The organism is Methylobacterium sp. CM6247, from assembly GCF_054817925.1.
Window position 1 is genome coordinate 2389558 of the sequence record NZ_JBTXKX010000003.1, and the last position, 23959, is coordinate 2413516.

The following is a 23959-nucleotide window of genomic DNA, read 5'->3' on the forward strand; positions in this document are numbered from 1 at the left end:
GCCGAGCGTCCTTACCCGTCTCGACCTGCGGTACTCCACGGGGAGTAGCGCGACGCGACGGTCAATGCCCGGAATTGACCCAGCGGACGATGTCGGCGAGCACGACGCTCAGAGCGGCATCGAGACCGATGGCGGCGTTGCCCGCCTCGACCTTGGCCACCGGCACGCGCGCGGTGAAGATGCGGGCGGCGACGACCTTGCCGGTTCCGTCGGTGATGAGCTTGGCCGAGATGTCCACCACCGCTTCGCCCGAGCCGGACGCGATGTCGAACGCGCGGATCTCGCTGATGAGCGCGTAATCGGCCACGATCTTGTCGCCGGGGCGGCTCACGGATTTCAGGCGTCCGGAATTCTCGAGGCTCTGGATCAGCCGTGTCTGGACGAGGCGCGGCAGGCGGTCGGCCCATTGTCCGCCGCCGAGGAACGACAGGGCGCCGCCGGCCTGACGAACGATGATGCGATCCTGCTCGAAGGGCTGGAGGCCGACAGGCTCGGCCACCGAGATCGACCGCGCCGCCACGCTCGGCCGGCCGGAACTCGGCAGGGCGGCGAGGTCGAAGGTCATGGGCGCGCCGCCGCCACAACCGCCGAGCAGGGCGGAGAGGCAGGCGAGCGCCAGGGCATGCGAGCGAAACGTCATCCGAAGGGCCTGGAAACCTGTGCAGCGCTGCAAGAAGCGCAACCGTAAACTACGCCATAGCGGTTTCCGTGCCGTGACGCCGGACACATGCGGCTAGGCTTTGCCAGGTTCAGCGGCCACCGTTGTATTCTGGCAACGATGGCTTGCCGCCGAAGATGACCTGCGACGGGTCGCGCTCCAGGCTCTTCACCGTCCGGTTCAGGGTGTTGAGGGTGCGCTGGCCGTCCGAGGACAGGGCTTCGACCTCGCGCCGTCCGGTCCCGCTGAGACGGCTGAAGCTCGACGCGATGGTGGAGGTGCGCTTGTCGAGATTCTCCGACAGGGTGCGGAAGGCCTTGCCGGCATCGCGGACCGAGATCGCCGCCTCGCGGACTTCGGCGAAGGTGCTGCTCCCGGCTTGGCCCGAGGCGGAGCCGAGGAAGCTTTCGGCCCCCTTCAGCACGTTGTCGACCCGGTCGGCCGAGGCGTTGAGCTTGCCGGCAAGGGAGCGCGCGTCCTTCACCGCACCTTCGATGTCGGGGCTCGCGGTGCTGAGCGCGGCGGAGAAGCGCTCGGCATTGTCGATGACGCGGTTGAGCTTCTGCCCGTCGATGGCCTTCACCAGCGAACTCACGGCAGGCCCGGCATCGTTCAGGGTCTTGGAAAACGATTCGACGTTGGCGAGGGTGCGGGTGATGGCGCCCTCGTTGCCGGCCACCAGCTTGTCGAGGCGCTGCAGCACGTCGTCTGCGCGCTGCGCGATCTGCTTGGCCGCCGCCATCATGTCCTGGATGTCGGAACTGTCGGCGAAGATCGTGGGTGTCTGGTCGCCCGAACCCGGCGTCAGGGGCGGCGAATCGGCGTTGCCGCCGGAGAGCGAGATGGTGGAGACGCCGGTCAGCATCGCGGAATCGAGGCGGGCCCGGGTGTCGGCGCGCAGGGGCGTGGTCCGTTCGACTTCCACCATCGCGACGACGCGGCGAGGGTCCTGCGGCAGCAGGCGAACATCCATCACCTCACCGACCTTGATGCCGTTGAAGGCCACGGTCGAACCCTTGGCGAGGCCGCCGACGCTGCCCGAGAAGACGATGCGCACGCTCTCGCGCACCTGACTGCGCGATCCGCCCTGGAGCCAGAACACGAAGCCGAAGGCCGCCACGACGACCGCGAGTGTGAAAGCCCCGACGAGGGCGTAGTTCGCACGAGTCTCCATCGGATCAGTCGTACTCCGGATGGGCAGCGCCCGTGCGGTGCGCCACGGCACGCAATCGGCGGGCCGTCAGCATGAGGATCTGTTCAAACATGGGCGTTTGCCCCGCCGGTGACGATCGCGCGGGCGCGCTTGCCGTGGAAGTAGGAGCGCAGCCAGGGGTGGTCGCTCGCCAGCATGGCGTCGATCGGCCCCTGCGCGATGATCTGGCCGTCGCCGAGCGCCGCGATGCGGTCGCAGGCCGTGTAGAGACTGTCGAGATCGTGCGTCACCATGAAGACGGTGAGCCCCAGCGTCTGTTTCAAGGTGGCGACGAGTTCGTCGAATTCCCCGGCGCCGATGGGGTCGAGGCCCGAAGTCGGCTCGTCGAGGAACAGGATTTCGGGGTCGAGGGCGAGAGACCGGGCCAGCGCCGCGCGCTTGATCATGCCCCCCGACAATTCGGAGGGGAGCTTGTCGGCCGCATCGGGCTTCAGGCCCACCATCTCGATCTTGAGGCGGGCGAACTCGTCGAGCAGGCGCTCGGACAGGTTCAGGTGCTCGCGCATCGGCATCTGGATGTTCTGCTTCACCGTGAGCGCCGAGAACAGCGCACCCTGCTGGAACAGCACGCCCCAGCGCTGCTCGATCTGCCGGCGGCGGGCCATGGTCATGGTGTCGACGTCCTCGCCGAACACCTCGATCGTGCCCGAACGCTTCGGAACCAGGCCGAGGATCGTCCTCGTGAGGACGGATTTGCCCTGGCCGGACGGGCCGACGAAGCCGAGGATCTCGCCGCGATAGATGTCGAGGTCGAGCCCCTTCATCACGACCTTGCTGCCGAAGCCGACCACGAGGTCGCGCACGCCGATGATGACGTCGCGAGGTGGGGCGCGGTCGAACGGCGCGGGGGGCGGGGACATCTGGTTCACGGCGATCAGAAATCGATGGCCGCGAAGAACACGGCGAAAAGTCCATCCAGTACGATGACCATGAAGATAGACTTCACGACTGAGGCCGTGACGTGACGTCCGAGCGATTCCGCAGATCCTTCGACGGCGAAACCTTCGATTGTCGCGATGATGCCGATGATGAGGGCCATGAACGGCGCCTTGATGAGGCCGACCGCCACGTGGTGGAAGGACACGGCGGCCTGGAGCCGGGCCAGGAACGCGTCGATCGTCATGCCGCCATAGAGCGAGGCGGTGAGGCCGCCCCCGGCCAGGGCTGCCAGCGAGGCGAGGAAGGCGAGGATCGGCAGGCCGATCACCAGGGCCAGGATGCGCGGGACGATGAGGATCTCGATGGGATCGAGGCCCATCACCCGCAGGGCATCCACCTCCTCGCGCATCCGCATCGAGCCGATTTCGGCGGTGAAGGCCGAGCCGGAACGCCCCGCCACCATGATCGAGGTGAGGAGCACGCCGAGTTCGCGCAGGATGAGCAGGCCGATCAGGTTGACGACGAAGCTCTGCGCCCCGAAGCGCTGAAGCTGGAAGATGCCCTGCTGGGCGACGATGCCGCCGACGAGGAACGAGATCAGCATGATGATCGGTACGCCCCGGAAGGCGACCTGTTCGAGCTGGTTGACCAGGGCCGTGCCGCGGAAGGTGCTCGGCCGCGAGGCGACGCGGATACAGGCGGTCACCACCTCCCCGAGGAAGGCGAGGCCGCTGACCATGTCGGATTTCGCGCCCACGACCCGGACCCCGAGATCGTGCAGGAAGCCCATGAGGCGGCCGCGTTTGGGCGGGCCGGCATAATCCTCGTCCGGCAGATTCATTTCGCCGAGCAGGATACGGTGCTCGGCCGTGGCCCCCGCATAGGCGAGGCGACCGCCCGCGGCTTCGATCTCACCACGGGTCCGCTCCAGGACCCAGGCGCCAAGCGTGTCGAGCCGCGCCACCTTCGACAGGTCGACGAGGATGGGAGCACCCTTTGCATCGCTGGCGATGCGCGCGGCGGCCCTCTCCACGGAGGCACCCTGATCCGCCGTCCAGCGACCGCTCAAGACCACGCGTCCGCCCTCGCCGAGAAACTCGGCTTCGGCGGCGTCAGGGTTCGGCTTGGCAGCAGCGTGGCGCACGAAGCGCGACTCCCGGTTCATGCGCAACTAAAACGCAGATCAAGGTTACGGATTGGTCAAGACCCACGGCAAGCGGCGGAGTGCTGACCTACAAACGGGGCGGTGTGAAGGGGGCAAGTGTCGCTGATCTCGCGGAAAGTGACACGAGGCACAGGCCGGATAGGGCGAGCGGCGCCATCAGGGCGAAAGCGAGCGAGCCCCCGCCGGCCTGGTAGGCGACACCGCAGAGAATCGTCGCGCTCGCCGAGGCGCAGGCATTGACGGCGCTCGACATGCCCTGGGCCCGCCCCCGCGCCCCATCGGGCGCGAAGGCCGAGATCGCCGTCATGGCGCCGAGCTGAGTCGCCCCGAAGCTGAATGCGTGGAGGGTCTGCAGGAACAGCGCCGGAACGAGCTCGCCGCCGATCAGGGACAGGCCGACGACACGGATGAGGGACGCGGCGGCGCCGAGGCCGATCAGCCGGAACGGCGTACGCCAATGGGCGGGCCAGCGCCCCACCGTGGCGAAGAAGACGATCTCGGCGGCGACACCCGTCGCCCAGAGCACGCCGATCCACGAGGACGAGATCCCGCTCGCCTGCCAATGGATGCTGCCGAAGGCGTAGGTAGCCGCGTGGCTCGCCTGGATCGTCGCCTGCGCGCCGATGCAGAGCCAGAGCACGCGGGGCAGCTTCGGGCGTGTGCCGGGCGCGATGCGCGGCTGCGCCACATGAGCTTCCACCGGGCTGGCGAAGATGGTGGCCGCGGCGACGAGGGCGAGGCCGGTGAGGAGGACCGGCACGGCGAGGCGTTCCCCCATGGCACTGAGGGCCGCCCCCCCGAGCAGGCTGGCGATGAGGAAACCGATGGACCCCGCCATGCGGATGCGGGCGTAGTCGAGCCGCTTGCTGTGCCGTACGGCGGCCAGGGTGAGGTAGTCGATGGTCGGCACCAGCGGCGCTCCGGCCGCCGCGTTCACGGCAACGAGCACAGCGAGGATGGGCCAGCCGATGGCGGCACCGGCGGGCATCAGCGCATAGGTCGCCGACACCGCCACGCTGCCGACCAGCAGGAGACGGCGCGCGGCCACGCCCCGGTCGATCAACCCCACGAGGGGAGCCGTGGCGATGATCTTCATGGCGATGGGCAGCGCCAGGAGGGCGCCGATGATCCGCGCATCGAGGCCGAGCGCCTTCAGCCAGACCGGCATGAACGGCATGGCGATGCCGATTTCGACGAAGACGACGGCATAGAGCAGCGACAGACGCGTCGCGTTCGGCTCCGTCGGAGAGGATTGAGACAAGGGGGACCGCTCGATCGAGGGGCGAAGCGGCCTCAAGCCGAAGCGTTGCCGGCCGCTGACGATGATTCGACCCGTAAAGGGGGCGTTAAAACCATCGTGTCAATCTACTGGTGCTGGTACCCGCGACTTCGCGCAACGGCGCGAGGCACCATAGAGGACACGAGTTCTATGTCTGTCATGCGTTCGCTCACCCCGGTCGATGAGTCGGAATACGACCGTATCGAAGCGGCGATGAGCGAGAGCGAACGCGGCCGCTGGTTCCTTGCCGAATATACCAGGCGCAACCGCAGTGCCGATACGGACATGCTGCTCGGCGCCATCTCTCGCCTGGAAAGCGCGGTGACGGCGGATCGCCCCTCCGACCGGGAGACCGAGCGGGTCGGACGCATGCGCGGCGACCTGATGGACATGGCCCACGCCATCGCCCGAACCAAGGCCGAGATCGCCGCGATCAGCACCGTGGATCAGGACCACAGCCGCCTTGGCATCGCCTCCGTCGCCCTCGACGCCATTGTCCGGGCCACCGAGCGCGCGACGTCGGACATCCTCGGCGCCGCGGAGGAAGTCCAGGAGACCGCCTGGACGATGCGCGAAACCGTCGCGGATGCGACGATTTGCGACGTGCTCGACCGCCGGGCGACGGAAATCTACACCGCCTGCTCGTTCCAGGATCTCACGGCGCAGCGCACCGCCCGGATCATCCATACCCTGCGCTATCTCGAAGAGCGCCTCGCGGCGATGATCGCGATCTGGGGCGGCGAGGTCGAGGCGATCCCGCCGGCGCCGGGCTCGACGGCGGCGACTGTCGCCCAGGACCTCGACCAGAGCGATGTGGACCGGTTCATCGACATGGATTCCGGGCGATCGGAGAGTGTTCGGGAAGCGAAGGACGAGGTGACGGGGGAGATGGAGGCCGTCGTCGAGCAGCAGGCGGAAGAGACGGTGAGCCCGGACATGCCGCTTTCCTCCGCCACGGAGACGACGGACGAAGAGGCTCCGTTCACCGAGCCGCACGCATCCGAGGCGGGCGAGGAGGCTGTCATTGAGGACGCCATCGCCGAGGAACCTATCGCCGAGGACACGAGCGAGCCTTTCGACGACGAGCCGGCCGACGAGGTCGTTTCTGACGACGAGAGCACCGAGGACCGGGCGACGTCGCCGGCTTCCGAGAAGACCGACATCGCCACGGCTTTCGCCGATATCGACGGCCTGAGCGAGAAAGAGAAACTCGCCCTGTTTTCCTGAGCGAGACGAATGCCCCGCGCGCATCGTCGACGGCACTGATAAGAGGGCCGTCATGGCCCTTCACCTCCTGAAGCTCTGCGTCGGACCCGCGACGATCGAGGACCTCGAACAACGCATCGCCCGCAACCGGGACGACGCGTTGCAGTCCGGGCGCGACCCGTCCACGTTCCACGTGACCCGAATGGTGCCCAAACGTGCCTCGGCTATTGCCGGGCAGGGCTCGATCTACTGGGTCATCAAGGGCACGCTGTGCTGCCGCCAGGCCATCACGGCCATCGAGCCCTTCACCGATACGGACGGCGTCGGCCGCTGTCGCCTCGTCCTCGATTCGGTCGTGGTCCCGGTCAATCCGCGCCCATGCCGGCCCTTCCAGGGCTGGCGCTACCTGACGGTGCGGTCCGCGCCGGCCGATCTCGACATGCGTCGCGCCGACGGCCTCGCCGACATGCCCGAATCGCTGCGGCGCGAGCTCTCCGTCCTCGGCCTGATCTGACCTTATCCAATCTCACCATGACAAGACGACGGAGCGGCGTCGGCCGCCCCGTCGCCGAAGGATGTCAGGCCCCTTCGAAGCGGCCGCTCGCATGGGCGAGCATCGTGTAGACCTTGCCCGTCTCCGAGGTGAGGTAGGCATCGGCACGACGCGAGTCGCGGTCGTTTTTCGAGACTTCGCCGAGGAGCCGCTCGAACTCGCCGACATAGCGGTCCACCGTGCGGCGGAACTCGGCATCGGCCGCGTAGCGCCGGCGGATCTCCTCGAAGGTCTGCCGACCCTGCGCCGTGTAGAGACGGCGATCGAACAGGTTCGGCTCACCGCGACGGTAGAGCTCCCACAACTCCACAGCCGTCTGATGTTCGATCATCTTGGCGATGTCGTTGGAGATCGTCTCGAGGGCGGTTCGGCTGCGGTCGACGGCAGCGCCCTTGCCCGCTTCCAGTTTCGCGGAGCCGGCCTTGGCGGGCTCCGCCTTGTTGGAGCCGGCCTTGGTCGCGTCCGGCTTGGCCTGACCGTTGGGACCGGCGGCCGCGTTCGCCGGATCGGCCCCATCCGTGTCGTCGTCGAGGGAGGCGCGCGTCAGCAGGTCCGACAGCCAGCCGCGATTGTCGCGTCCCGACGGGGCACCCGCACGCGCAGTCTCGCCGGGACGTAGGGCGGGCTGGTTGCCGGCACGGGCCGCCGGGGCGGAGACGATCGTCATCTGCTGGGTCGGGCGAGCGTCGGACGACTTGTCCTCGCGGGCCTTCGGCTCGGAGGGCTTTGCGGCGACCGGTGCCGCGACCGGGTTGGCCCCATTCTGCTTCGGCTTGGCCGGAGCGGGTTCCGAGACCTGCACGTCCTGTTGCTTGGCGGGCTGGACGTCCGCCTTGCGCGGGGCAGGGGACACCGCCTCGGTCACGTCGACGCTGCGCCGCGAGCGGGAGACGAGCGAGGACAGCTCGTTCAGCGCCTTGATCTGGTCAGAGACGACCCGACGCATCTCGCTGGTGGCTTCCTGGGTCTCCCGCGGGATTTCCAGAACGCCGCGCTGCAGGTCCGCCCGCGTCGCTTCGAGTTCGCGACGGATCTCCGCCGCCATCTCGCGCATCCCCGCCACCGAGTCGCCGAAGCGGCCGGCCGCACTCTCGAACACCGTCATCATCTGCTCGGATGCGCCGGAGATGGCCGAGCGAACAGCGGTCGCCGTCCGCTCGCCTTCGCTGCCCGCATCCTTGCGCAGGCCTTCGAAGGCTCCCGTCACACTGGCGCCCGCGCTTTGCGCCGCATCTGACAGGCTGCTGGCGATGCCCCGTGCCCGCTCCTCGGCGGAGCGAAGGGTCTCGGCCATCTGCGTGTCGAACCGCGCGGTCTGCTCCTCGAGGACGCCCGACCGCGCCTCGATGCGGGTCAGCACCTCTTCCACCGCCTTGTCGCGGCTAGCGAGAAGATCGACGAGGCGCGTCTCGACGGTTTCCAGAGAGCCAGCCGCGTTGGTGAGCGTGCCGGAATGAGCGCGGGCGATCTCGGTGAGCGAGGTCCCGCGGGCATCGAGCGAGGCGGCGAGGTCGGCCGCATCGCGCAGGGCGCCCTCGGCCACGGCCTTCAGCTGATCGACCTGTTCGGCGACGCTTCTGCTGGCGCGCTCCGTCTCGGTGCCGATGGCGGAGAGCGTCGCCTGCACCTGCTCGACCCGACCCGACAGGCCGTTCTCGATGGCGCCGAGATTCTCTCCGGCATCGGTGACGAGTTCGCGCAGGGCCGAATTCGCCCCCTCGACCCGGTCCAAGACGCCAGCGAGTTCGCTGCGGAGACGATCGCTCGCCTCGTTGAGGCTCGCCAGCGCACGGGAGGCGCCGCCGTCGATGGCTGCCAGCAGGGCGTTCCTGGACGCTTCGGATTGTTCGGCGAGGTCCCGAACACGATCACGCAAGGTGTCGGCGAGGGGCTTTGCGCTCTCGTCGAGGATACGTGCGATCTCCTGATTGCGCTCGCCCAGGGAGGCGACGAGCTGGGAGGCCGGCCCCTCGACGATCTCGCGGAGGCGCTCGGAATGCGTCGCCATCGCCTCGACCATATGGGTGCCGCGTGTGTCGATCGTCTCCACGATCGATCCCCCACGCTCCTCGATCGCGCGGGTAATGGTCTCCGCGCTCTCGGCGAGGCGGCGGGCCAGGGACTGCCCGCGCGCCTCGATCAGAGAGGCCAGGGCGGTCGAGCGGCGATCGAAGCCGGCGACCATGTCCTGGTTGCGCCCGTCGATCAGCGCGGCCACGGCTTCGTTGCGCTGGTCCAGAGCCGTGGCGAGCGCATCGGCATGGGCCTGGGCGAGGGCGGCGTGGCGGTTCACCCGCTCGTCGAAGGCGGAGAGCATCGTCGCGCTGCGCTCGTCGACCAGGGCCGCATAGGCGTCCTGGCGGTCGTCGAACGCATTGGCGAGAGCATCGCCGCGTGACGCGACGAGGGAGGCGAACACCTTCATCCGGCTGTCGATCCGGTTCGTGAAGGCCTCGCTGCGGGCATCCACGGCCTGTGTCAGGGCGGCGCCGTGATTGTCGATCGCATGAGCGAAAGCGGTCGCACGGCTGTCCACGAGCTGGTCGAGGGCGCGCAGGCACTCGTCGAACAAAGCTGCGATGGCCTGCGTACGAGCATCGACCGACTGGGTCAGTGACTGGCCCTGATCGTCCACCGTGCGGGTGAACGCGCCGGTCCGGTCTTCGACGAGATCGGTGAGGGCACGCATCCGTGCGTCGAAGACATTCCCGATCGCCTGAGCGGTGGCCTCGACGGCCTGGCTGAGGGACGTGCCGCGATTGTCGATGGTCTGCGTCAAATCGGCGGCGCGGTTGTCCACGAGGTGGTCGAGGGCGCGCAGGCGCTCGTCGAAGACGGTCGCGATGGCTTGGGCGGTGGCCTCGACGGCCTGGCTCAGGGAGATGCCGCGATTGTCGATGGTCTGCGTCAGATCGGCGGCGCGGTTGTCCACGAGATGGTCGAGGGCACGCAGGCGCTCGTCGAAGACGGTGCCGATGGCCTGGGCGCCGGCCTCCACGGCCTGGGTGAGCGACGTGCCCTGGTGCTCGATGGTGCGGGCGAACGCCGCCGCGCGGTCGTCCACCAGGGAGTCGAGGGCGCGCAGGCGCTCGTCGAACAGCGTCCCCATGGACTGGGTGCGATCGTCCACCGCCTGGTACAGGGTGCTGCCCTGCATCTCCATGGTACGGGCGAATTCCGCTGTCCGGTTCTCCACGAGGGCGTTGAGCTCGCCCAGGCGCTCGTCGAAGAGGGCGCGCAGAGAGCCTGTGCGGTCGTCGAGGGACCGGGTGAGGTGTCCGCCGCGGTCGTCCACCGTCTGGGCGAAGTCCGCCGTCCTGTTCTCCACGAGGGCGTTGAGGTCGCGCAGGCGCTCGTCGAAGAGAGCGCGCAGGGATCCGGTGCGGTCGTCGAGGGACCGGGTGAGGCTGCCGCCGCGCTCGTCCACCGTATGGATGAGTTGCGTCGCGTGGTTCTCGATCAGCTCGTCGAGGGCGCGCAGGCGCTCGTCGAACAGCGTGCTCAGCATGGCCGTGCCGGCATCGACCGAGCGGGTCAGGACGGAGCCCTTCGTGTCCAGCGTGTGCACGAAATCGGCCGAACGGTTCGCCACGAGGGTGTCGAGGGCCTGCATGCGGTCGTCGAACAGAGCGCCCATCGCGTGGGTCCGGTCGTCGACGGTCTGCGTGAGGGCCGTGCCCTTGGTGTCGATGGTCTGGGCGAAATCGGCCGAACGCTCCGCCACGAGGGCGTCGAGAGCCTGCATGCGGTCGTCGAACAGGGCACCCATCGCGTGGGTCCGGTCGTCGACGGTCTGCGTGAGGGCCGTGCCCTTGGTGTCGATGGTGCGGACGAGTTCGGCCGCGCGGTTCTCCACCAGATCATCGATCGCCCGCAGGCGCTCGTCGAACAGGGCGCTCAGAGCGTGGGTGCGCGCATCGACCCGGTCGGTGAGGGCTTCGGCGCGGCTATCCACCAGGCCGTCGAGGGCGGTGAGGATGTCGTCGAACAGGGTCCGCAGCCCGTGGGTGCGGGCTTCCACCGATTCCGCGATCCTCGCGCCGCGACCGTCCACGAGTTCGTCCAGGGCGCCGATGCGCTGGTCGAACAGCGCGACCAGGTCGCGGGTCCGGGCTTCCACCGCGCCGGCCGCGCCGCCGAGGCTGGCTTCGATCGTGTCGACGAAGGTCCGGCCATGCTGGCCGAGCGAATCGTGCAACGGAGCCAGCCGGTCTTCGAAGCTGCTGGCGAGCACCTGGGAATGATCGTCCAGCATGGTCCGGATCTCGTTGGTCCGGTTGTCCAGGAGCTGGTGGACGGTGCGCACGCCCTCGTCGAGCAGACTGCCGATATCGGTGGTCCGCGTCTGGAGGGTGGAGCCGAGGCGGCCTTCGCCTTCGCTGAGCAGACGGTCCGCATCGGCGACGACGTCGCGCAGGCGGGCGATGATGGTGTCGCCGCGCTGTTCCAGAAGCTCCGCCAGGGAGGAGCCGCCGCGATCGAACAGCTGCGCCAACTCGGTGATACGGGTGCCGAGGGCGCCGAAGACCACGCGTCCCTTCTCGTCGAGCTCCTGGCCCATGGCGGCCGTGCGCTCGTCGATGAGGGCGGCCAGGGCTTCCGCGCGGTGCGAGAAGGACGAGCGGATCGCCTCCGCCTGTCCGGCCAGGGCCTCGTTGGCATGGCCCGTCCGGCTCTCGATCATCTCGACGAGTTCGCGGGTCCGGTTGGCGAGATCCTCGTCCACGGCGCGGGTGCGGCTCTCGATGAGGCGGATCGCCTCAAAGGCCTGGGAGCCGAAGGTCTCGTCGATCAGGCGGCTGCGCTCTTCCAGCGCGGCGGCGATGGTGTCGAGACGCCCGACCACGCTGGTGTCGAAGCGGCCGACGCCCTCTTCGATGCGGCGGGACAGGTCGGTCGCCTGCTGCTCGAAGCGCTCGGCGATCTCGGTGGAGCGGCTGCCGAGGGTATCGCCCAGGGCCAGGCTGCGGCTGGCGATGTCCTGCGCCATGCCGTCGGCGCGGGCATCGAGGGTCTGTACGAGGTCGCGGCTGCCTTCGACCATGATGCGCGCCATCTCGCCGGTGCGCAGGATCAGGGCCTCGTTGAGGGCGGTGGCGCGGGAGCCGAGCTGACCGTCGATCTGGCTCACCAGATGGGTGAAGGTCTCGCCGATCTCGGCGGAGCGCTTCACGGAGCGTTCCTCGAGGGCGCCGAGCTGGCTCTCCACGGTCTCGCGGGCTTCGCGGGTGCGCTCGGCGATGGTGTCGGCCACCGCCTTGCCCTGAACCGTGATGACGCGGTCCATCTCCTGCAGCTGGCCGGTGACGGTCTCGCTGAGGGCGGAGGTGTCGCGGGCGATGCGGTCGGCGAGGATATCGCCGCGCGCAATCGTCTCCTGGAGCGCCGCGAGGCGGTCGTTGAGCACGGTGTCGATGGCCTTCGCGCGGCTTTCCGTCGTGTCGGCGAAGGTGGCGCCGCTCTGCGCGAGGGCGTCGCTGACGCGGGCGCTCTGGGCGGTCACCGCCAGAACGATCTCGCGGCCGGTATTGGCGAGCTGGCCATGCGCCTCTTCGGCATGGGTGGTGATGAGGTCGGTGAGGCCACGGCTATGCGTGCCGAAGGAAGCCTCGACATCCTTGATCCGGGCGGCGAGTTCGCCGCCGACATTCTCGGCCGCGCGGGCGATCGCGCCCGTCGCCTCGGTGGCGCGGCTGACCAGGGTCTGGTCGATCTCGGACAGGGTGCGGCGCAGGGCCTCCATCGCGTCCTGGGCGCGCCCACCCACCTCTCCGCTGAGGCCGCTGGCGGCCTGCTGGAGGAGCTGGGCGGCTTCCTGTGTGCGGGCGGCGAGCTCGGCAGAGGTGGCGGACAGCCGCTGTTCGAAGATCTGCACTGCTTCGACCGTGCGGGCTTCGAGTTCGCCGGTGGCGCTCGCCGAGGAACGCCGCAGGGCCTGGGCGGCTTCCGCCGTGCTGGCGCCGAGGCTCACCGTGGTCTCTTCCGCGCTGCGGCGGAAGATGTCGGCGGCCTCGCTGGTCCGCGAGCCGATCTCGCTGGCCAGGGTGTCGAGGACGGCGCGCAGGCTCTCGATCGCGGTGCCGGACTGGGAATCGAAGGTGCTGCCGAGAACCCCGAAGGCTCCGGTCAGGGTGAGGGTCGCATCCTCGACGCGCTGGGTGACAAGACCGCCGACCTGCTCGCCGGCCTTGGTCAGGCGGCGGATGCTGGCATTGACGACGGAGGCCGTATCCTCGCCGCTGCTGCGCAGCGCGGCCGCTGCCTCGGCCGACCGGGTGTCGATCTCGCCGTTGAGGCCCGCCACGGTGCCCCGGAGGTTCTCCACCGTGCCCATGGCCCGGGTCTCGAAATGGGTGCCGAGGGCCGCCAGGGCCGCATCCATCGCCCGCGCGGCCTCCTCGGCGCGCTGGGTGACGAGGTCTCCCACGCGCTCTCCGGCGGAGGTCAGGTTGCTCTCGAGCGAGCCGCCCTGGACGGTGAGGGTTTCGTGCAGGCGGTTGGCCACCGTATCGATGCGCTCGGCCAGAAGACCGGCGCGATCGTCGATCCCGCTGCCGGCGGTCTCGATCGACCGGATGAGGTCGTCGCGCAGGGCCGTGGTCCGGGCCGCGAACGTCTCGACGATTCCCTCGGATGCCTGGGCCAGACCCGCCTGCGCCTCGCGGGTACGGGTTTCGATGGTCTCGGATACGCCGCTGCCGGCGGCTTCGATCTCAGCGCGAAGGGCCGCGCCCCGAGCGGCGATGTCGTCTGTGATGGTGGCGCCTGTGGCGGCGAAATGCTCGCGGAGCGCCGTGCCGGTCTCGGCGAACCGGGCGGTGATCTGGCCGCCGGTATTGGAGAAGGTCGTGGTCAGTTCGGTGCCGCGGGCGAGGAACGTGTTTTCGAGGCCGCGCGCGGATTCCTCGAAGGTCTGGCGAACTTCGCTGCCCTGGCGGTTCAGGCTCTCGATCACCTCCATGCCGGTCTGGGCGAGGGTGCGGGCGACCTGGCCGGCATTGTCGGCCAGCGTCGCGGTGAGCATGCCGCCGGTCCGCTCGAAAGCGAGGGTGACGTCCGCCGCGCGGCTTTCCAGGGATTGCGTCAGGGTGTTGCCGACTTCGGTCAGGCTGCTGCGCACACCTTCGCTGGTGCTGGCGAGGCGCTGCACCAGGTCGTCGCCACGGTCGGTGACGAGGCCGACCACGCGGTCGCCGGCTTCTCCGAGGGCCGCCGTGATGGCGTCGCCACGGTTGCCGAGCGCCGAAGTGATGGCGTCGCCGCGCGCGTCGAGGGCACCGGTCACCCGTTCGCCGGCGCCGGTCACTGCGGCGACGATGCGTTCTGCCGCGCCATCGAGCTCCTGGGTCAGGTTCTGGTGCGACCCGGTGATCGCGCCGCGAACGCGCTCCGCATTGGCGACGATGGATTCGCGCTGAGCGACGAGCTCGTCGACCAGGGAGCGGATGCGGATCTCGTTGTCGGAATAGGCCCGCTCCAGGGTGGCGATCTCGCCGCGGACCAGGGTTTCCAGCTCGCCGGCGCGGGCGAGCGCCCGCTCGACGCCGTCGCCCACGGCCGCGACCTCGCGGCGGACCGTCTGCGACATGGTGAGGACGGCATCGGTGGAGAAGTTCTCGGGTTCGGCGAGGCGGATCGCGACTTCGCCGACGGCGCGGGCCACGAGGCGCATCTCCTGCGCACGGACGGCGAGCATCGCCATGATCGCGAACAGGACGATGGGGCCGACGATGGCGGTGGCGCCGACGGCGGCCTGAAGCGCCGTCATCCCGGCGAAGAAGCCCTTCAGCTCACCTCCCGACTGATTCCAGGCCAGGGCGAGGAGGGCGGCGAACCAGACAGCGGAGACGATCGCGGCGACGATGTAGGGCGTGCCGGACGGCCGCACGCGCAGGGTCTGCTGCAGGATGCCGATGTTCTGGCGGTCGTCATTGGCCACCATGGAGCGGTCCGGCGGCAGCAGACCTCCTTCGCGGCGCGGCCGGTTGCGGTCCGGCGGCGGCAGGTCGGAAGCGAGGGGCTGGTCGAGATCGAGGCGAGGGGGCGCGAGGCGGCCACCCTGCTCGCTCAGCAGATCGTTGTCGCCCACATCGGGAAGCCGCGGCTCGACCCGGGGCTCCGCCGCCTGCGTCGAGGGGAAGTCCAGGTTGAGGGCCTGCTCGATGGCGGAAAGAGCCGCCTCGGCCGGGTCCTTGAGCTTCTTTTCCGTGGCCATTCAACGCCTCGTTACGCAGATCGTCGAAGCCGGCCGCACCCGGTGATCGACGACATTTTTACCAATTTACCAAGGAAGTTTAGACCTCGGCGCGAGACCCGGATACCCGAGTGGATCGAACCGTCCAAAAAACCTTAACGGAATGGTTACCAAGCTTGGCGCCGGTTTCATTCCGTCGGCATTCTGCATGATGCCCCAAGGCTTAAACGGAAGCGAACGATCTCGGCCGCTCCTGTGGATAGACTGGTCGAGTCGGGCCCGATCGCCCGGTTCGGTTAAGGCGAGGAGACCCGTGACCCCTCTGATTGACCATGCCTACCTCTCCGGACAGACATTCGGCGACGTCGACCTCGCCCGCGAATTGCTCGGGCTCTTCGCCGGCCAGTGCCGCCGGCTGATGCCCGGAATCGCCGACGCGGATCTCGATCCGGACCGGCGGGCCGACCTCGCCCATACGCTCAAGGGCTCGGCCCTGGGCATCGGCGCTGCGCCAATCGCCGACCTCGCCGCGTCCATCGAGGATCGCCTGCGCGAGGGGAGGGAGGTTCCGGTGGAGACGGTCGCCCGCCTCGACGAGGCGGTGAAGGCCACCCTGGCGGAAATCGACGCACTTGGCTGATCTTGCCACGCTTGGAGGGAACGGGACGGCATCTGCGACGTAAGCGCAGGAATGTGGGGCGATAGGTCCGGTGACGCTTGCATTCGATGGGCCGCGCCTTCAAGGCAGTCGCGCTGCACAACCGGCCACAGACGTGTTGTCCGAGCCTGGAGTCTTTGATGCCCAAGATCACCTACGTCGACCATGCTGGTACGGCCAGGACCGTGGAAGCCGACGTAGGATCGACCGTCATGGAAGCGGCGATCCGCAACAATGTGCCGGGCATCGATGCCGAATGCGGCGGCGCCTGCGCCTGCGCCACCTGTCACGTCTATGTCGATGCCGAGTGGGTCGATGCGGTCGGGCCGGCCGAGCCGATGGAGCAGGACATGCTCGATTTCGCTTCCGACGTGCGTGCGACGTCCCGCCTGTGCTGCCAGATTCGGATCAAGCCCGAACTCGACGGGCTGAAGGTCATCACGCCGGCTCGCCAAGGCTGAGCGGACGACGACCGAGGCTTTCGCTGAAGCGCAGCAGATACCCGTCGGGATCCTGAACCAGGAATTGCCTGACGCCGACTTCCGTCTCACCGACCCGGTACCAGGCCTGGTGGGCTGGCCGGAACAGAGGCCAGGGCACGGCGTCCAGGGCCGTCAGGATCGGATCGAGGGCGTCCACCGCGATCTGGAAGTTGATCCCGCGACCGAGCGGAGGTTCCAGGGGGCCCGTCTGCCAGTTCCCGTTGACGAGGTTGAGCATCACCTGTGCTCTGCCCCGCTCGATATAGGCGAAGCCGTTCTCCGGCCGGGCATAGGCCACTGCGAACCCGAGCGCCCCGCACCAGAAGGCGAGCGAGGCGGGAAGGTCGCGGATGTCGAGTTCCGGAACGAGCGGGCTGAACCCGCCCTGGGGCATCCGGTCGTCCGTCATCTCACCAGGGACCGCATGGCGCCGTCGATCCCTTCGAGGTTCAGCGGGAACATCCTGTTCGCCACGATGCCACGGATCATGCCGATCGACTGGGTATAGGCCCAGTGTTCGGTGGGAACCGGGTTGAGCCAGACCGATTTCGGAAACCGTTCCAGCACCCGCTCCAGCCAGACCTGGCCCGTCTCCTCGTTCCAATGCTCCACGGAGCCACCCTGCATGACGATCTCGTAGGGGCTCATGGAGGCGTCGCCGACGAAGACGACGCGGTAATCGGCCGGATAGGTACGCAGGACGTCTAAAAGCGGGATGGCCTCGTCGTGGCGCCGGCGGTTCTCCTTCCACACGCGCTCGTAGGGGCAATTGTGGAAGTAGAAATGCTCCACATGCTTGAACTCGGCGCGGGCGGCGGAGAACAGTTCCTCCGCCACGGCGATGTGCCAGTCCATCGAGCCGCCGACATCGAGGAAGAGCAGCAGCTTCACGGCATTGCGCCGCTCCGGCCGGTGGCGAACATCGAGATAGCCCTTGTTGGCGGTCTCGCGAATGGTGCCGTCGAGATCGAACTCCTCGGCCGCGCCGGTGCGGGCGAAGCGCCGCAGGCGGCGCAGGGCGACCCGCATGTTACGCGTTCCGAGCTCGACGCTGTCGTCGAGATCTCTGAATTCGCGCTTGTCCCACACCTTCACCGCGCGAAAATTCCGGTTGCCGTCCTGGCCGATGCGGATGCCTTCGGGGTTGTAGCCATAGGCGCCGAACGGTGAGGTTCCCCCGGTGCCGATCCACTTGTTGCCGCCCTGATGGCGTTCCTTCTGCTCGGCGAGCCGCTGTTTCAGCGTCTCGAACAGCTTGTCCCATCCGAGCGCCTTGAGCTCCGCTTTCTCGGCATCGGTGAGATACTTCTCCGCCAGCTTGCGGAGCCATTCCTCGGGGATCGCCGTCGATTCCGTGGCCTCGCCCAGGGTCTCGATGCCCTTGAACACGGTGCCGAAGACCCGGTCGAACCGGTCGAGATGGCGCTCGTCCTTCACCAGGGCCGCGCGGGCGAGAAGATAGAACTCTTCCACGCGCTTGTCCGCGAGGTCGCGGTCCAGGGCGTCGAGCAGCATGAGATGCTCCCGCAACGTGACGGGAACCTTGGCATCGCGCAGGGCCGTGAAGAAATGCAGCAGCATGGGCGGAGAACGCGCGATCCCGGCGCTCGGGTCAAGGCCACATCCGCATCGGTGGGAGCGCGTCCCGGTGCCACGGTTCGCGGGCCGATGTCGTGAGCCGGATAACGGAAATAATCTTGAATTCAGTAGGATATGCGGCGCGCTTTCGTCGTTCGGCATCGACGAAGCTGGGTATAAGTCGGGAATTCTGTTGATATCGCCGCAAACTGTGTTCGTTGCACCTTCAACACTGTCATTGGAATCAAACAGCTGAGAGGCAGAGTGAACGTCAAGTCAGGGCCGGGGTATTTGGCAGAGTAAGGGTGGACGTTATGGCGCTCGTCTTGCGCTCCTTGAGTGATTTCAAGCGGTTTCTGGCGAAACCGGGCGCGACGATTCAGATCGTGAGGAACACCTTCATCGAGCGCCAGCCAGCCTCGTTCCAAGAAGCCTATCGCCAGAAGGGCATGTACGAACCGCGCACTGTCCAGGCGATCTCGAAGAAGGCGGCGGTCTTCGCCATCAAGGGCCATCCCTCGACGGTCTGGCTCTATTGGGACAAGGGCACGCGCAACTGGCGCTATTCCGGCGATACCCTGGCGGTCCCGCTGAATACCGGCGTCGGCCCGCCCGATGAAATCATCTATCGCTGTAGCTTCTCACCGGGATCGGAGCCGAAGGCTCGCGCTCCCGCTCGTCCCCGCGCCAAATCCAGCGATCCGGCGCCGGCGGCGCCGACGGATCAGCCGAAGCCGACCATGCCCGAGCGAGGACAGGGCCGCTTGTTCTGATCCCTTACCGTACCGCTCGCCTCGAGCACGATTCCTGATCGACCGGTCCGCATCGTCGAGTCAGCGCCACGTCTTCGAACGAAGTCGATAGCTGAGGCTATCTCGCTTTCAGGCCATCGCAAGAGCATTCGTTGGTCGATCGGCCGAATTTCAGAAGTGTCTTCGAATTATCCACTACTCCGACGACATTGGTACGGCGGTTCGTATGGAACGATACGCTCCGCCAGATCGATCAGGCGCTCTTTGCGGGTTGCTCTTCTTTCGACGGTGCTTCCCGAGCTTCCATCACCTTTCCTGCCTCGAGGTTCTTGCCCACGGTGCGCCGCGCACGGAAAGCCGGCCTGACCTCGGTCTCCTTGCGCTTGAGCATGGCGCGGTACTCGTCGCGCCGCTCGTGGATCGAGGCGATGACGAGGCCCATGGGGACGCCCACATCCACCAGTACGGCTTCCGAAAGCTGCAGGGACGCTTCGATGGTCTCGGGCACGGCGTCGTCGACGCCCAGTTCGTAGAGCGCCGTGGCGTGACGGGCGTCGCGGGCGCGGGCGACGATGGTGATGTCGCGGCGCTCCGCGCGCGCCGCCTCCACCACGGCCTCCACCGCCCTCGGGTTGTCGAGGGTGACGACTAGGGCGCGGGCATTGGCGATGTCGCAGCGCCGCAGCAGTTCCGGGTTGGAGGAATCGCCGAAATAGACCGGGTTGCCGAGGCGGCGGTGCTCGGAGACACGTGCCGCGTCCGCATCGAGGGCGAGATACGGGATCTTGTGGCGGGCCAGCATCTCGCCGACCTGCCGTCCGACGCGGCCGTAGCCGGCGATGATGACGCGGTTCTGCTGCTTATCCGGCACCGGCTCGGCGCGGGCGCGGCCGAGATTGGAGCGGGACATCCGCTTGCCGAGACGGCGCGCGAGGCTCGCCAACCCTGGAATCGCGATCATCGTCACCGTCGTGACGATCAGCGCCGCCTGGCCGAGGCCATCCGGTACGAGCCCGCCCGCGATGGCGCCGCCGATGAGGACGAAGGCGAATTCGCCGCCGGGGCCGAGGAGCAGCGCGGCTTCCAGTGCGACACCGCGCTGGATGCGGAGGAACCGGGCCGCCACGAGGATCACCGCGCCCTTGATGAGGATCAGTCCGATGGACAGGCCGAGGATGGTTTTCGGCGCCGCCATCAGCTGGGCCGGGTCGAGGTTCATGCCCACGGAGACGAAGAAAACCCCGAGCAGCAGCCCCTTGAACGGATCGATCGTCGCCTCGATCGCCCGGCGATACTCCGTCTCCGCCAGGAGCAGGCCGGCGACGAAGGCGCCGAGCGTCATCGAGAGGCCGCTCGCCGCCGCGGTCAGTGCGGTCGCCACGATAACGAGGAGGCAGGCGGCCATGAACAGTTCCGGCGAGCGGGTCCGGGCCACGAGCTGGAACAGGGGCCGTAGCGCGAGGCGGCCGGCGACCACGATGAGGACGAGGGCGATGGCCGCCTGTCCGAGCGCCAGGGCCAGCGCGCCGCCGACATCCGCCCCGTCGCTGCGGCCGAGCACGGCGATGGCGAACAGCATCGGCGCCACGGCGAGATCCTGGAACAGCAGCACGGCGAAGCTGGCGCGGCCCGCGGGCGTGTTCAGGCGCTTCTGTTCGGCCAGGACCGGCAGGACCACGGCGGTGGAGGACAGGGCGAGCGCCAGGCCGACGATGACGGAGGCGGCCAACGGCACTTCGAGGGCGAACAGGATGATGCCGATGACGAGGGAGGAGGCCAGCACTTGGGCCGACCCGAGCCCGAAGACGAGGCGGCGCAGGGTGCGGAGCCGCTCCCATGACAGCTCGACGCCGATCATGAACATCAGGAAGATCACGCCGAATTCGGCCAGATGCGCGATCTCGGACCGGTTGCCGATGGTGAAGATCGACACCCATGGCACCGTGTCGGCCAGTCGCCCCAGGCCGAACGGCCCGAGGATCGCGCCCGCTCCGATGAAGCCCAGCACCGGACTGATGCGCAGCCGGTGGAACAGCGGCACCACCACGCCCGCGGTGACGAGAAAGATGATCGCTTCCTTGTAGGATCCGGCGTGAACGTCCGTCATCGAGCTGGGCAATCTCCCGAGAGTGGTGCGCGCGACGCTGGCCGAGACGGGGCAGCCGAAGTTCTGCACAGGGAACTCCGGCCGCGGGAATCCATCGGGTCGCCGGCAGCGAGGAGAGCATGCAAGCCCATGTACCGCCTGGGCAACCTGCTTTTTGCCGGCCCATGCGGATTTCATCCCTCGCCGCACTCAGCCATGCATGCGGGACGCGCTGGCGCGGAAGGGGTTTTGCGCTGCGATACGGAATGGCGCAAAAACGGCACAATGGCCGCATAGGGCGGAACTTAACGATCGGTTAAGCCCCAGCTTACCTCACGGTTTGTTGCGTCGTTCGTCGCGTTTTTTGAAGACACGAGTGCCTCATGCGAAAGTCGCCGCCCAACCGGGATGTTCAGCGCGAACGACGTGACTGGATCCGTGAGTCCGAGCGCTGGACGCACGAGCGCCATCTCGAGAAGGGCTACCGGATCAAGTGGGGCTATGTCGGGATCGCTTATCTCGTCGAGTTCATGGTCATCGGCGCGTCCCTCTGGGGCGCCTGGCTGTTCGCCGGGGTCTACAGCGACGGGGACGACAAGGCCTTCTACTTCATGCTCCTCGCGCCGCTCGTCTACGCGGCGGTGGAGCTTTGCCGCGTGCCGCTGGGCATCCTGGCCCGCACGCAGCGCTCCTACTTCATCCGGGCGCTAGCCATCGTCGGCATCATCTTCGCCGCAGGCGTCACCACCAAGTCGGTGTCGCAGCTCGGCGAGATGATGTTCCACCCGCGCCTCATGGATGCGGCCAAGGCCAAGACCGCCCTCAAGGACGCGCAGGCCGACCGCTCGACCATCGACAACCGCATCGCCGCCGCCGATGCCCGTGTGGCCCAGTACACGACGGAACTCGACCAGATCGAGAAGCGCGCCGCCGAGAATGCGAGCCAGCTTTCGGCCTTGCCCGCCCAGCGCTGTGAGCGCGTCTCGGGCACCAACAGCAAGGGCCAGCGCTATTCCAACCTGAAATGCGTCACCGATCCGCGCACCGCCACCCTCAATGCCAGTGTCGGCAAGGCCGGCGCCGACCGGGCGGTGGTGACGAAGTCCCTCGAAGAGGCCCGCAAGGCGCGGGCCGAACTCGACCGTGGCGTGGCCGAGCGTAAGGTCGCCGATGCCGAGCAGGCCTATCGCAATTCGGTGAACCGCTCGCAGCTCCACTCCTTCACCGCCATGGTCTACGGCGTCGATCCGATCGACGTCACGGACGCGCAGGTCCACGCGTTCCTCCGCATCTTCGTGTTCGTGCCGGCCCTCTGCGCCGCCTTCGCCTCGACGATCCTGGCGCTCTGCGCGGTCTCGGTGCGCAAGACCTTCATGGACGAGGACGATCTCGGCGCCGCCGTGAACCTCGAGGCGACGCCCTACATGCTCGACTCGATCACCGATTCCATTCGCCAGGAGATGGGCCTGGCGCCGCCCAAGCCCGTTCGCGACGTGACGCCAACGGGTGAGGTGATCCCGCTGGACCGCCGCACCGCGCCCAATATCCACATCCCGCCCGCGGCTAATGCGGGAGCCGGCGCATGAGCATCCACGCATCGGGGACGCCGGAAAACGTCGTCCTGGCCCAGAGCGTCAACGGCCGGCTCCGGGCCGAGACGAGGATCACCGCCGCGCGCGCCTTCCTGTTCCGGGCCATCGGGGCGGGTGCTTTCGCGGCGCTCGCCGGCATCGGCATCGGCGCGGCGTCCTATGGCTACGCCTATATGAACCAGTTCGACTCGGCCGCCGAGAAGATCGCCGCCGCCATGCAGGCCGCGCTGTCCGACGTGACGTTGAAGACCAAGGGTGAGGTGACGCTCACCGACAACGTCCTGAAACTGGAAGGCGGCCCCGTCCGCTCGTCCCCGTCGCCGACCCAGGCCCAACTCGGCAAGGACGCCGCCCCCGCCTCCAAGGCCACGGTGAACACCACCTTCACGGTGTTCAAACAGGTCCCCTACATGGACGGCCAGATCGTCACCGGCTGGAACTTCCGCGCCAATGAGGAGGTGCCGTTCCAGCAATATTGCTACTTCTCCCGCCGGACCAACGAGGCCAAGGGCCAGGTCGAGATGAAGATCGATCTCGCCATGGACGGCAAGGTTCTGCCGCAGCCGCAGAAATCCGACGTGAACCTCGCGATCCTGGCCTCGAACTGCGTCTGGAGCGACGGGAAGTCGCTCTGAGGGCTCTACGCTTCAGCCGAATTTCGGTAGTGGGAGGGCACCCGTCGCCATCCCGCTTCGGGGAAACGCGCATCGGCTGCTCCGCAGAGGCTGAAGCTTCCCAATGGATGAAGCCGCAACAGAAAGCCGACGCCTCATGCGCTTTACCGGTACCGCCGATTACGTCGCCACCTCGGACCTCACCACCGCCGTCAACGCGGCCATCGTGCTGGAGCGGCCGCTTCTGGTGAAGGGCGAGCCCGGCACCGGCAAGACCGTGCTGGCGGAGGAGATCGCCAAGGGGCTCGGTGCGCCGCTCCTGACCTGGAACGTCAAATCCACCACCAAGGCGCAGCAGGGCCTCTACGAATACGACGCGGTCTCGCGCCTGCGCGACAGCCAGCTCGGCGATCCGCGCGTGTCGGAGATCGGCAACTACATCCGGCGCGGCAAGCTGTGGGAGGCGTTCACGCATCCCGAGCGTCCGGTTCTCCTCATCGACGAGATCGACAAGGCCGATATCGAGTTCCCGAACGACCTTCTGACCGAACTCGACCGGATGGAGTTCCACGTCTACGAGACCGGCGAGACGATCCGCGCCGAGCGCCGCCCCATCGTCATCATCACCTCGAACAACGAGAAGGAACTGCCGGACGCGTTTCTGCGCCGCTGCTTCTTCCACTACATCAAGTTTCCCGACGCCGAGACGCTGAAGGCCATCGTCGAGGTGCACTTCCCCGGCATCAAGCATCGCCTCGTGGAGGAGGCCCTGCGGGTCTTCCTCGAGACGCGGGAGGTGCCGGGCTTGAAGAAGAAGCCCTCCACCTCGGAATTGCTGGATTGGCTCAAGCTCCTCGTGTCGGAGGATGTCTCGCCAGAGACCCTGCGCGAGCGCGACGGCCGCAAGCTGATCCCGCCGCTCCACGGCGCGCTCCTGAAGAACGAGCAGGATGTCAGCCTGTTCGAGAAACTGGCCTTCATGATGCGTCGCGAGGGAAGAGGGGGCTAAAGCGGGCGGGTATCGAGCCGCGCCGTCATCCCGGGGCGCCG

The 23959-nt window shown here is 67.8% G+C and carries 17 protein-coding genes; 8 read left to right on the plus strand and 9 right to left on the minus strand.

The window, feature by feature from the left end; translation table 11 throughout:
- Positions 1–61 precede the first annotated feature (61 nt).
- The 5 genes from ACYQOP_RS12000 to ACYQOP_RS12020 form a co-directional block, all read right to left on the minus strand.
- Complete coding sequence (locus ACYQOP_RS12000) at positions 62–640, minus strand: ABC-type transport auxiliary lipoprotein family protein (protein WP_056426259.1); 579 nt, start codon at positions 638–640, stop codon at positions 62–64.
- Between the two features lie 109 nt (positions 641–749).
- Positions 750–1832 carry an MlaD family protein gene (locus ACYQOP_RS12005; protein ID WP_056426158.1) on the minus strand — a complete coding sequence of 361 codons (1083 nt, stop codon included), beginning with the start codon at positions 1830–1832 and terminating at the stop codon, positions 750–752.
- A gap of 83 nt (positions 1833–1915) precedes the next feature.
- Positions 1916–2731: an ABC transporter ATP-binding protein gene (locus ACYQOP_RS12010; protein WP_056426156.1), complete on the minus strand. Its 816-nt coding sequence runs from the start codon at positions 2729–2731 to the stop codon at positions 1916–1918.
- 14 nt (positions 2732–2745) lie between these two features.
- Positions 2746–3915 (minus strand): ABC transporter permease, encoded by a 1170-nt coding sequence (locus ACYQOP_RS12015; protein ID WP_311276305.1) that lies wholly within the window; start codon positions 3913–3915, stop codon positions 2746–2748.
- 67 nt (positions 3916–3982) lie between these two features.
- The gene (locus tag ACYQOP_RS12020; protein WP_461222493.1) at positions 3983–5176 is read right to left on the minus strand and encodes an MFS transporter; all 1194 of its coding nucleotides are present in this window, start codon (positions 5174–5176) and stop codon (positions 3983–3985) included.
- Between the two features lie 168 nt (positions 5177–5344).
- Between ACYQOP_RS12020 and ACYQOP_RS12025 the strand changes: the two genes are divergently transcribed.
- Positions 5345–6421: a hypothetical protein gene (locus ACYQOP_RS12025; RefSeq protein WP_461222494.1), complete on the plus strand. Its 1077-nt coding sequence runs from the start codon at positions 5345–5347 to the stop codon at positions 6419–6421.
- A gap of 52 nt (positions 6422–6473) precedes the next feature.
- Positions 6474–6914, plus strand: coding sequence for a DUF1489 family protein (locus ACYQOP_RS12030; RefSeq protein ID WP_056426144.1), 441 nt, complete (start codon positions 6474–6476; stop codon positions 6912–6914).
- A gap of 64 nt (positions 6915–6978) precedes the next feature.
- Here the strand turns inward: ACYQOP_RS12030 and ACYQOP_RS12035 are convergent, their stop codons facing one another.
- Complete coding sequence (locus ACYQOP_RS12035) at positions 6979–15168, minus strand: apolipoprotein A-IV repeat region-like domain-containing protein (RefSeq protein WP_461222495.1); 8190 nt, start codon at positions 15166–15168, stop codon at positions 6979–6981.
- Positions 15169–15460: 292 nt separating this feature from the next.
- Here ACYQOP_RS12035 and ACYQOP_RS12040 point away from each other — a divergent pair, with 292 nt between their 5' ends.
- Positions 15461–15787: an Hpt domain-containing protein gene (locus tag ACYQOP_RS12040; protein WP_461222496.1), complete on the plus strand. Its 327-nt coding sequence runs from the start codon at positions 15461–15463 to the stop codon at positions 15785–15787.
- A gap of 158 nt (positions 15788–15945) precedes the next feature.
- The gene (locus ACYQOP_RS12045; protein WP_019903019.1) at positions 15946–16266 is read left to right on the plus strand and encodes a 2Fe-2S iron-sulfur cluster-binding protein; all 321 of its coding nucleotides are present in this window, start codon (positions 15946–15948) and stop codon (positions 16264–16266) included.
- On the opposite strand, the gene ACYQOP_RS12050 is transcribed toward ACYQOP_RS12045, so the two are convergent.
- Positions 16244–16696 (minus strand): bleomycin resistance protein, encoded by a 453-nt coding sequence (locus ACYQOP_RS12050; protein WP_461222497.1) that lies wholly within the window; start codon positions 16694–16696, stop codon positions 16244–16246. The genes ACYQOP_RS12045 and ACYQOP_RS12050 overlap by 23 nt on opposite strands.
- Positions 16693–17868, minus strand: coding sequence for a vWA domain-containing protein (locus ACYQOP_RS12055; RefSeq protein ID WP_461222498.1), 1176 nt, complete (start codon positions 17866–17868; stop codon positions 16693–16695). Before ACYQOP_RS12055 ends, ACYQOP_RS12050 begins: the two co-directional genes overlap by 4 nt.
- Before the next feature lie 311 nt (positions 17869–18179).
- Here ACYQOP_RS12055 and ACYQOP_RS12060 point away from each other — a divergent pair, with 311 nt between their 5' ends.
- Positions 18180–18638 carry a hypothetical protein gene (locus ACYQOP_RS12060; RefSeq protein WP_207411678.1) on the plus strand — a complete coding sequence of 153 codons (459 nt, stop codon included), beginning with the start codon at positions 18180–18182 and terminating at the stop codon, positions 18636–18638.
- Between the two features lie 232 nt (positions 18639–18870).
- Here the strand turns inward: ACYQOP_RS12060 and ACYQOP_RS12065 are convergent, their stop codons facing one another.
- Positions 18871–20724 (minus strand): cation:proton antiporter domain-containing protein, encoded by a 1854-nt coding sequence (locus ACYQOP_RS12065; RefSeq protein WP_311276313.1) that lies wholly within the window; start codon positions 20722–20724, stop codon positions 18871–18873.
- A gap of 362 nt (positions 20725–21086) precedes the next feature.
- Between ACYQOP_RS12065 and ACYQOP_RS12070 the strand changes: the two genes are divergently transcribed.
- From ACYQOP_RS12070 to ACYQOP_RS12080, 3 genes are all read left to right on the plus strand, one after another.
- Positions 21087–22289, plus strand: a complete 1203-nt coding sequence (locus ACYQOP_RS12070; protein WP_207411680.1) for an ATPase — start codon at positions 21087–21089, stop codon at positions 22287–22289.
- Positions 22286–22930, plus strand: coding sequence for a hypothetical protein (locus ACYQOP_RS12075; RefSeq protein WP_056149950.1), 645 nt, complete (start codon positions 22286–22288; stop codon positions 22928–22930). Before ACYQOP_RS12070 ends, ACYQOP_RS12075 begins: the two co-directional genes overlap by 4 nt.
- 136 nt (positions 22931–23066) lie before the next feature.
- Positions 23067–23918, plus strand: a complete 852-nt coding sequence (locus ACYQOP_RS12080) for an AAA family ATPase (protein ID WP_207411681.1) — start codon at positions 23067–23069, stop codon at positions 23916–23918.
- Positions 23919–23959: the final 41 nt, after the last annotated feature.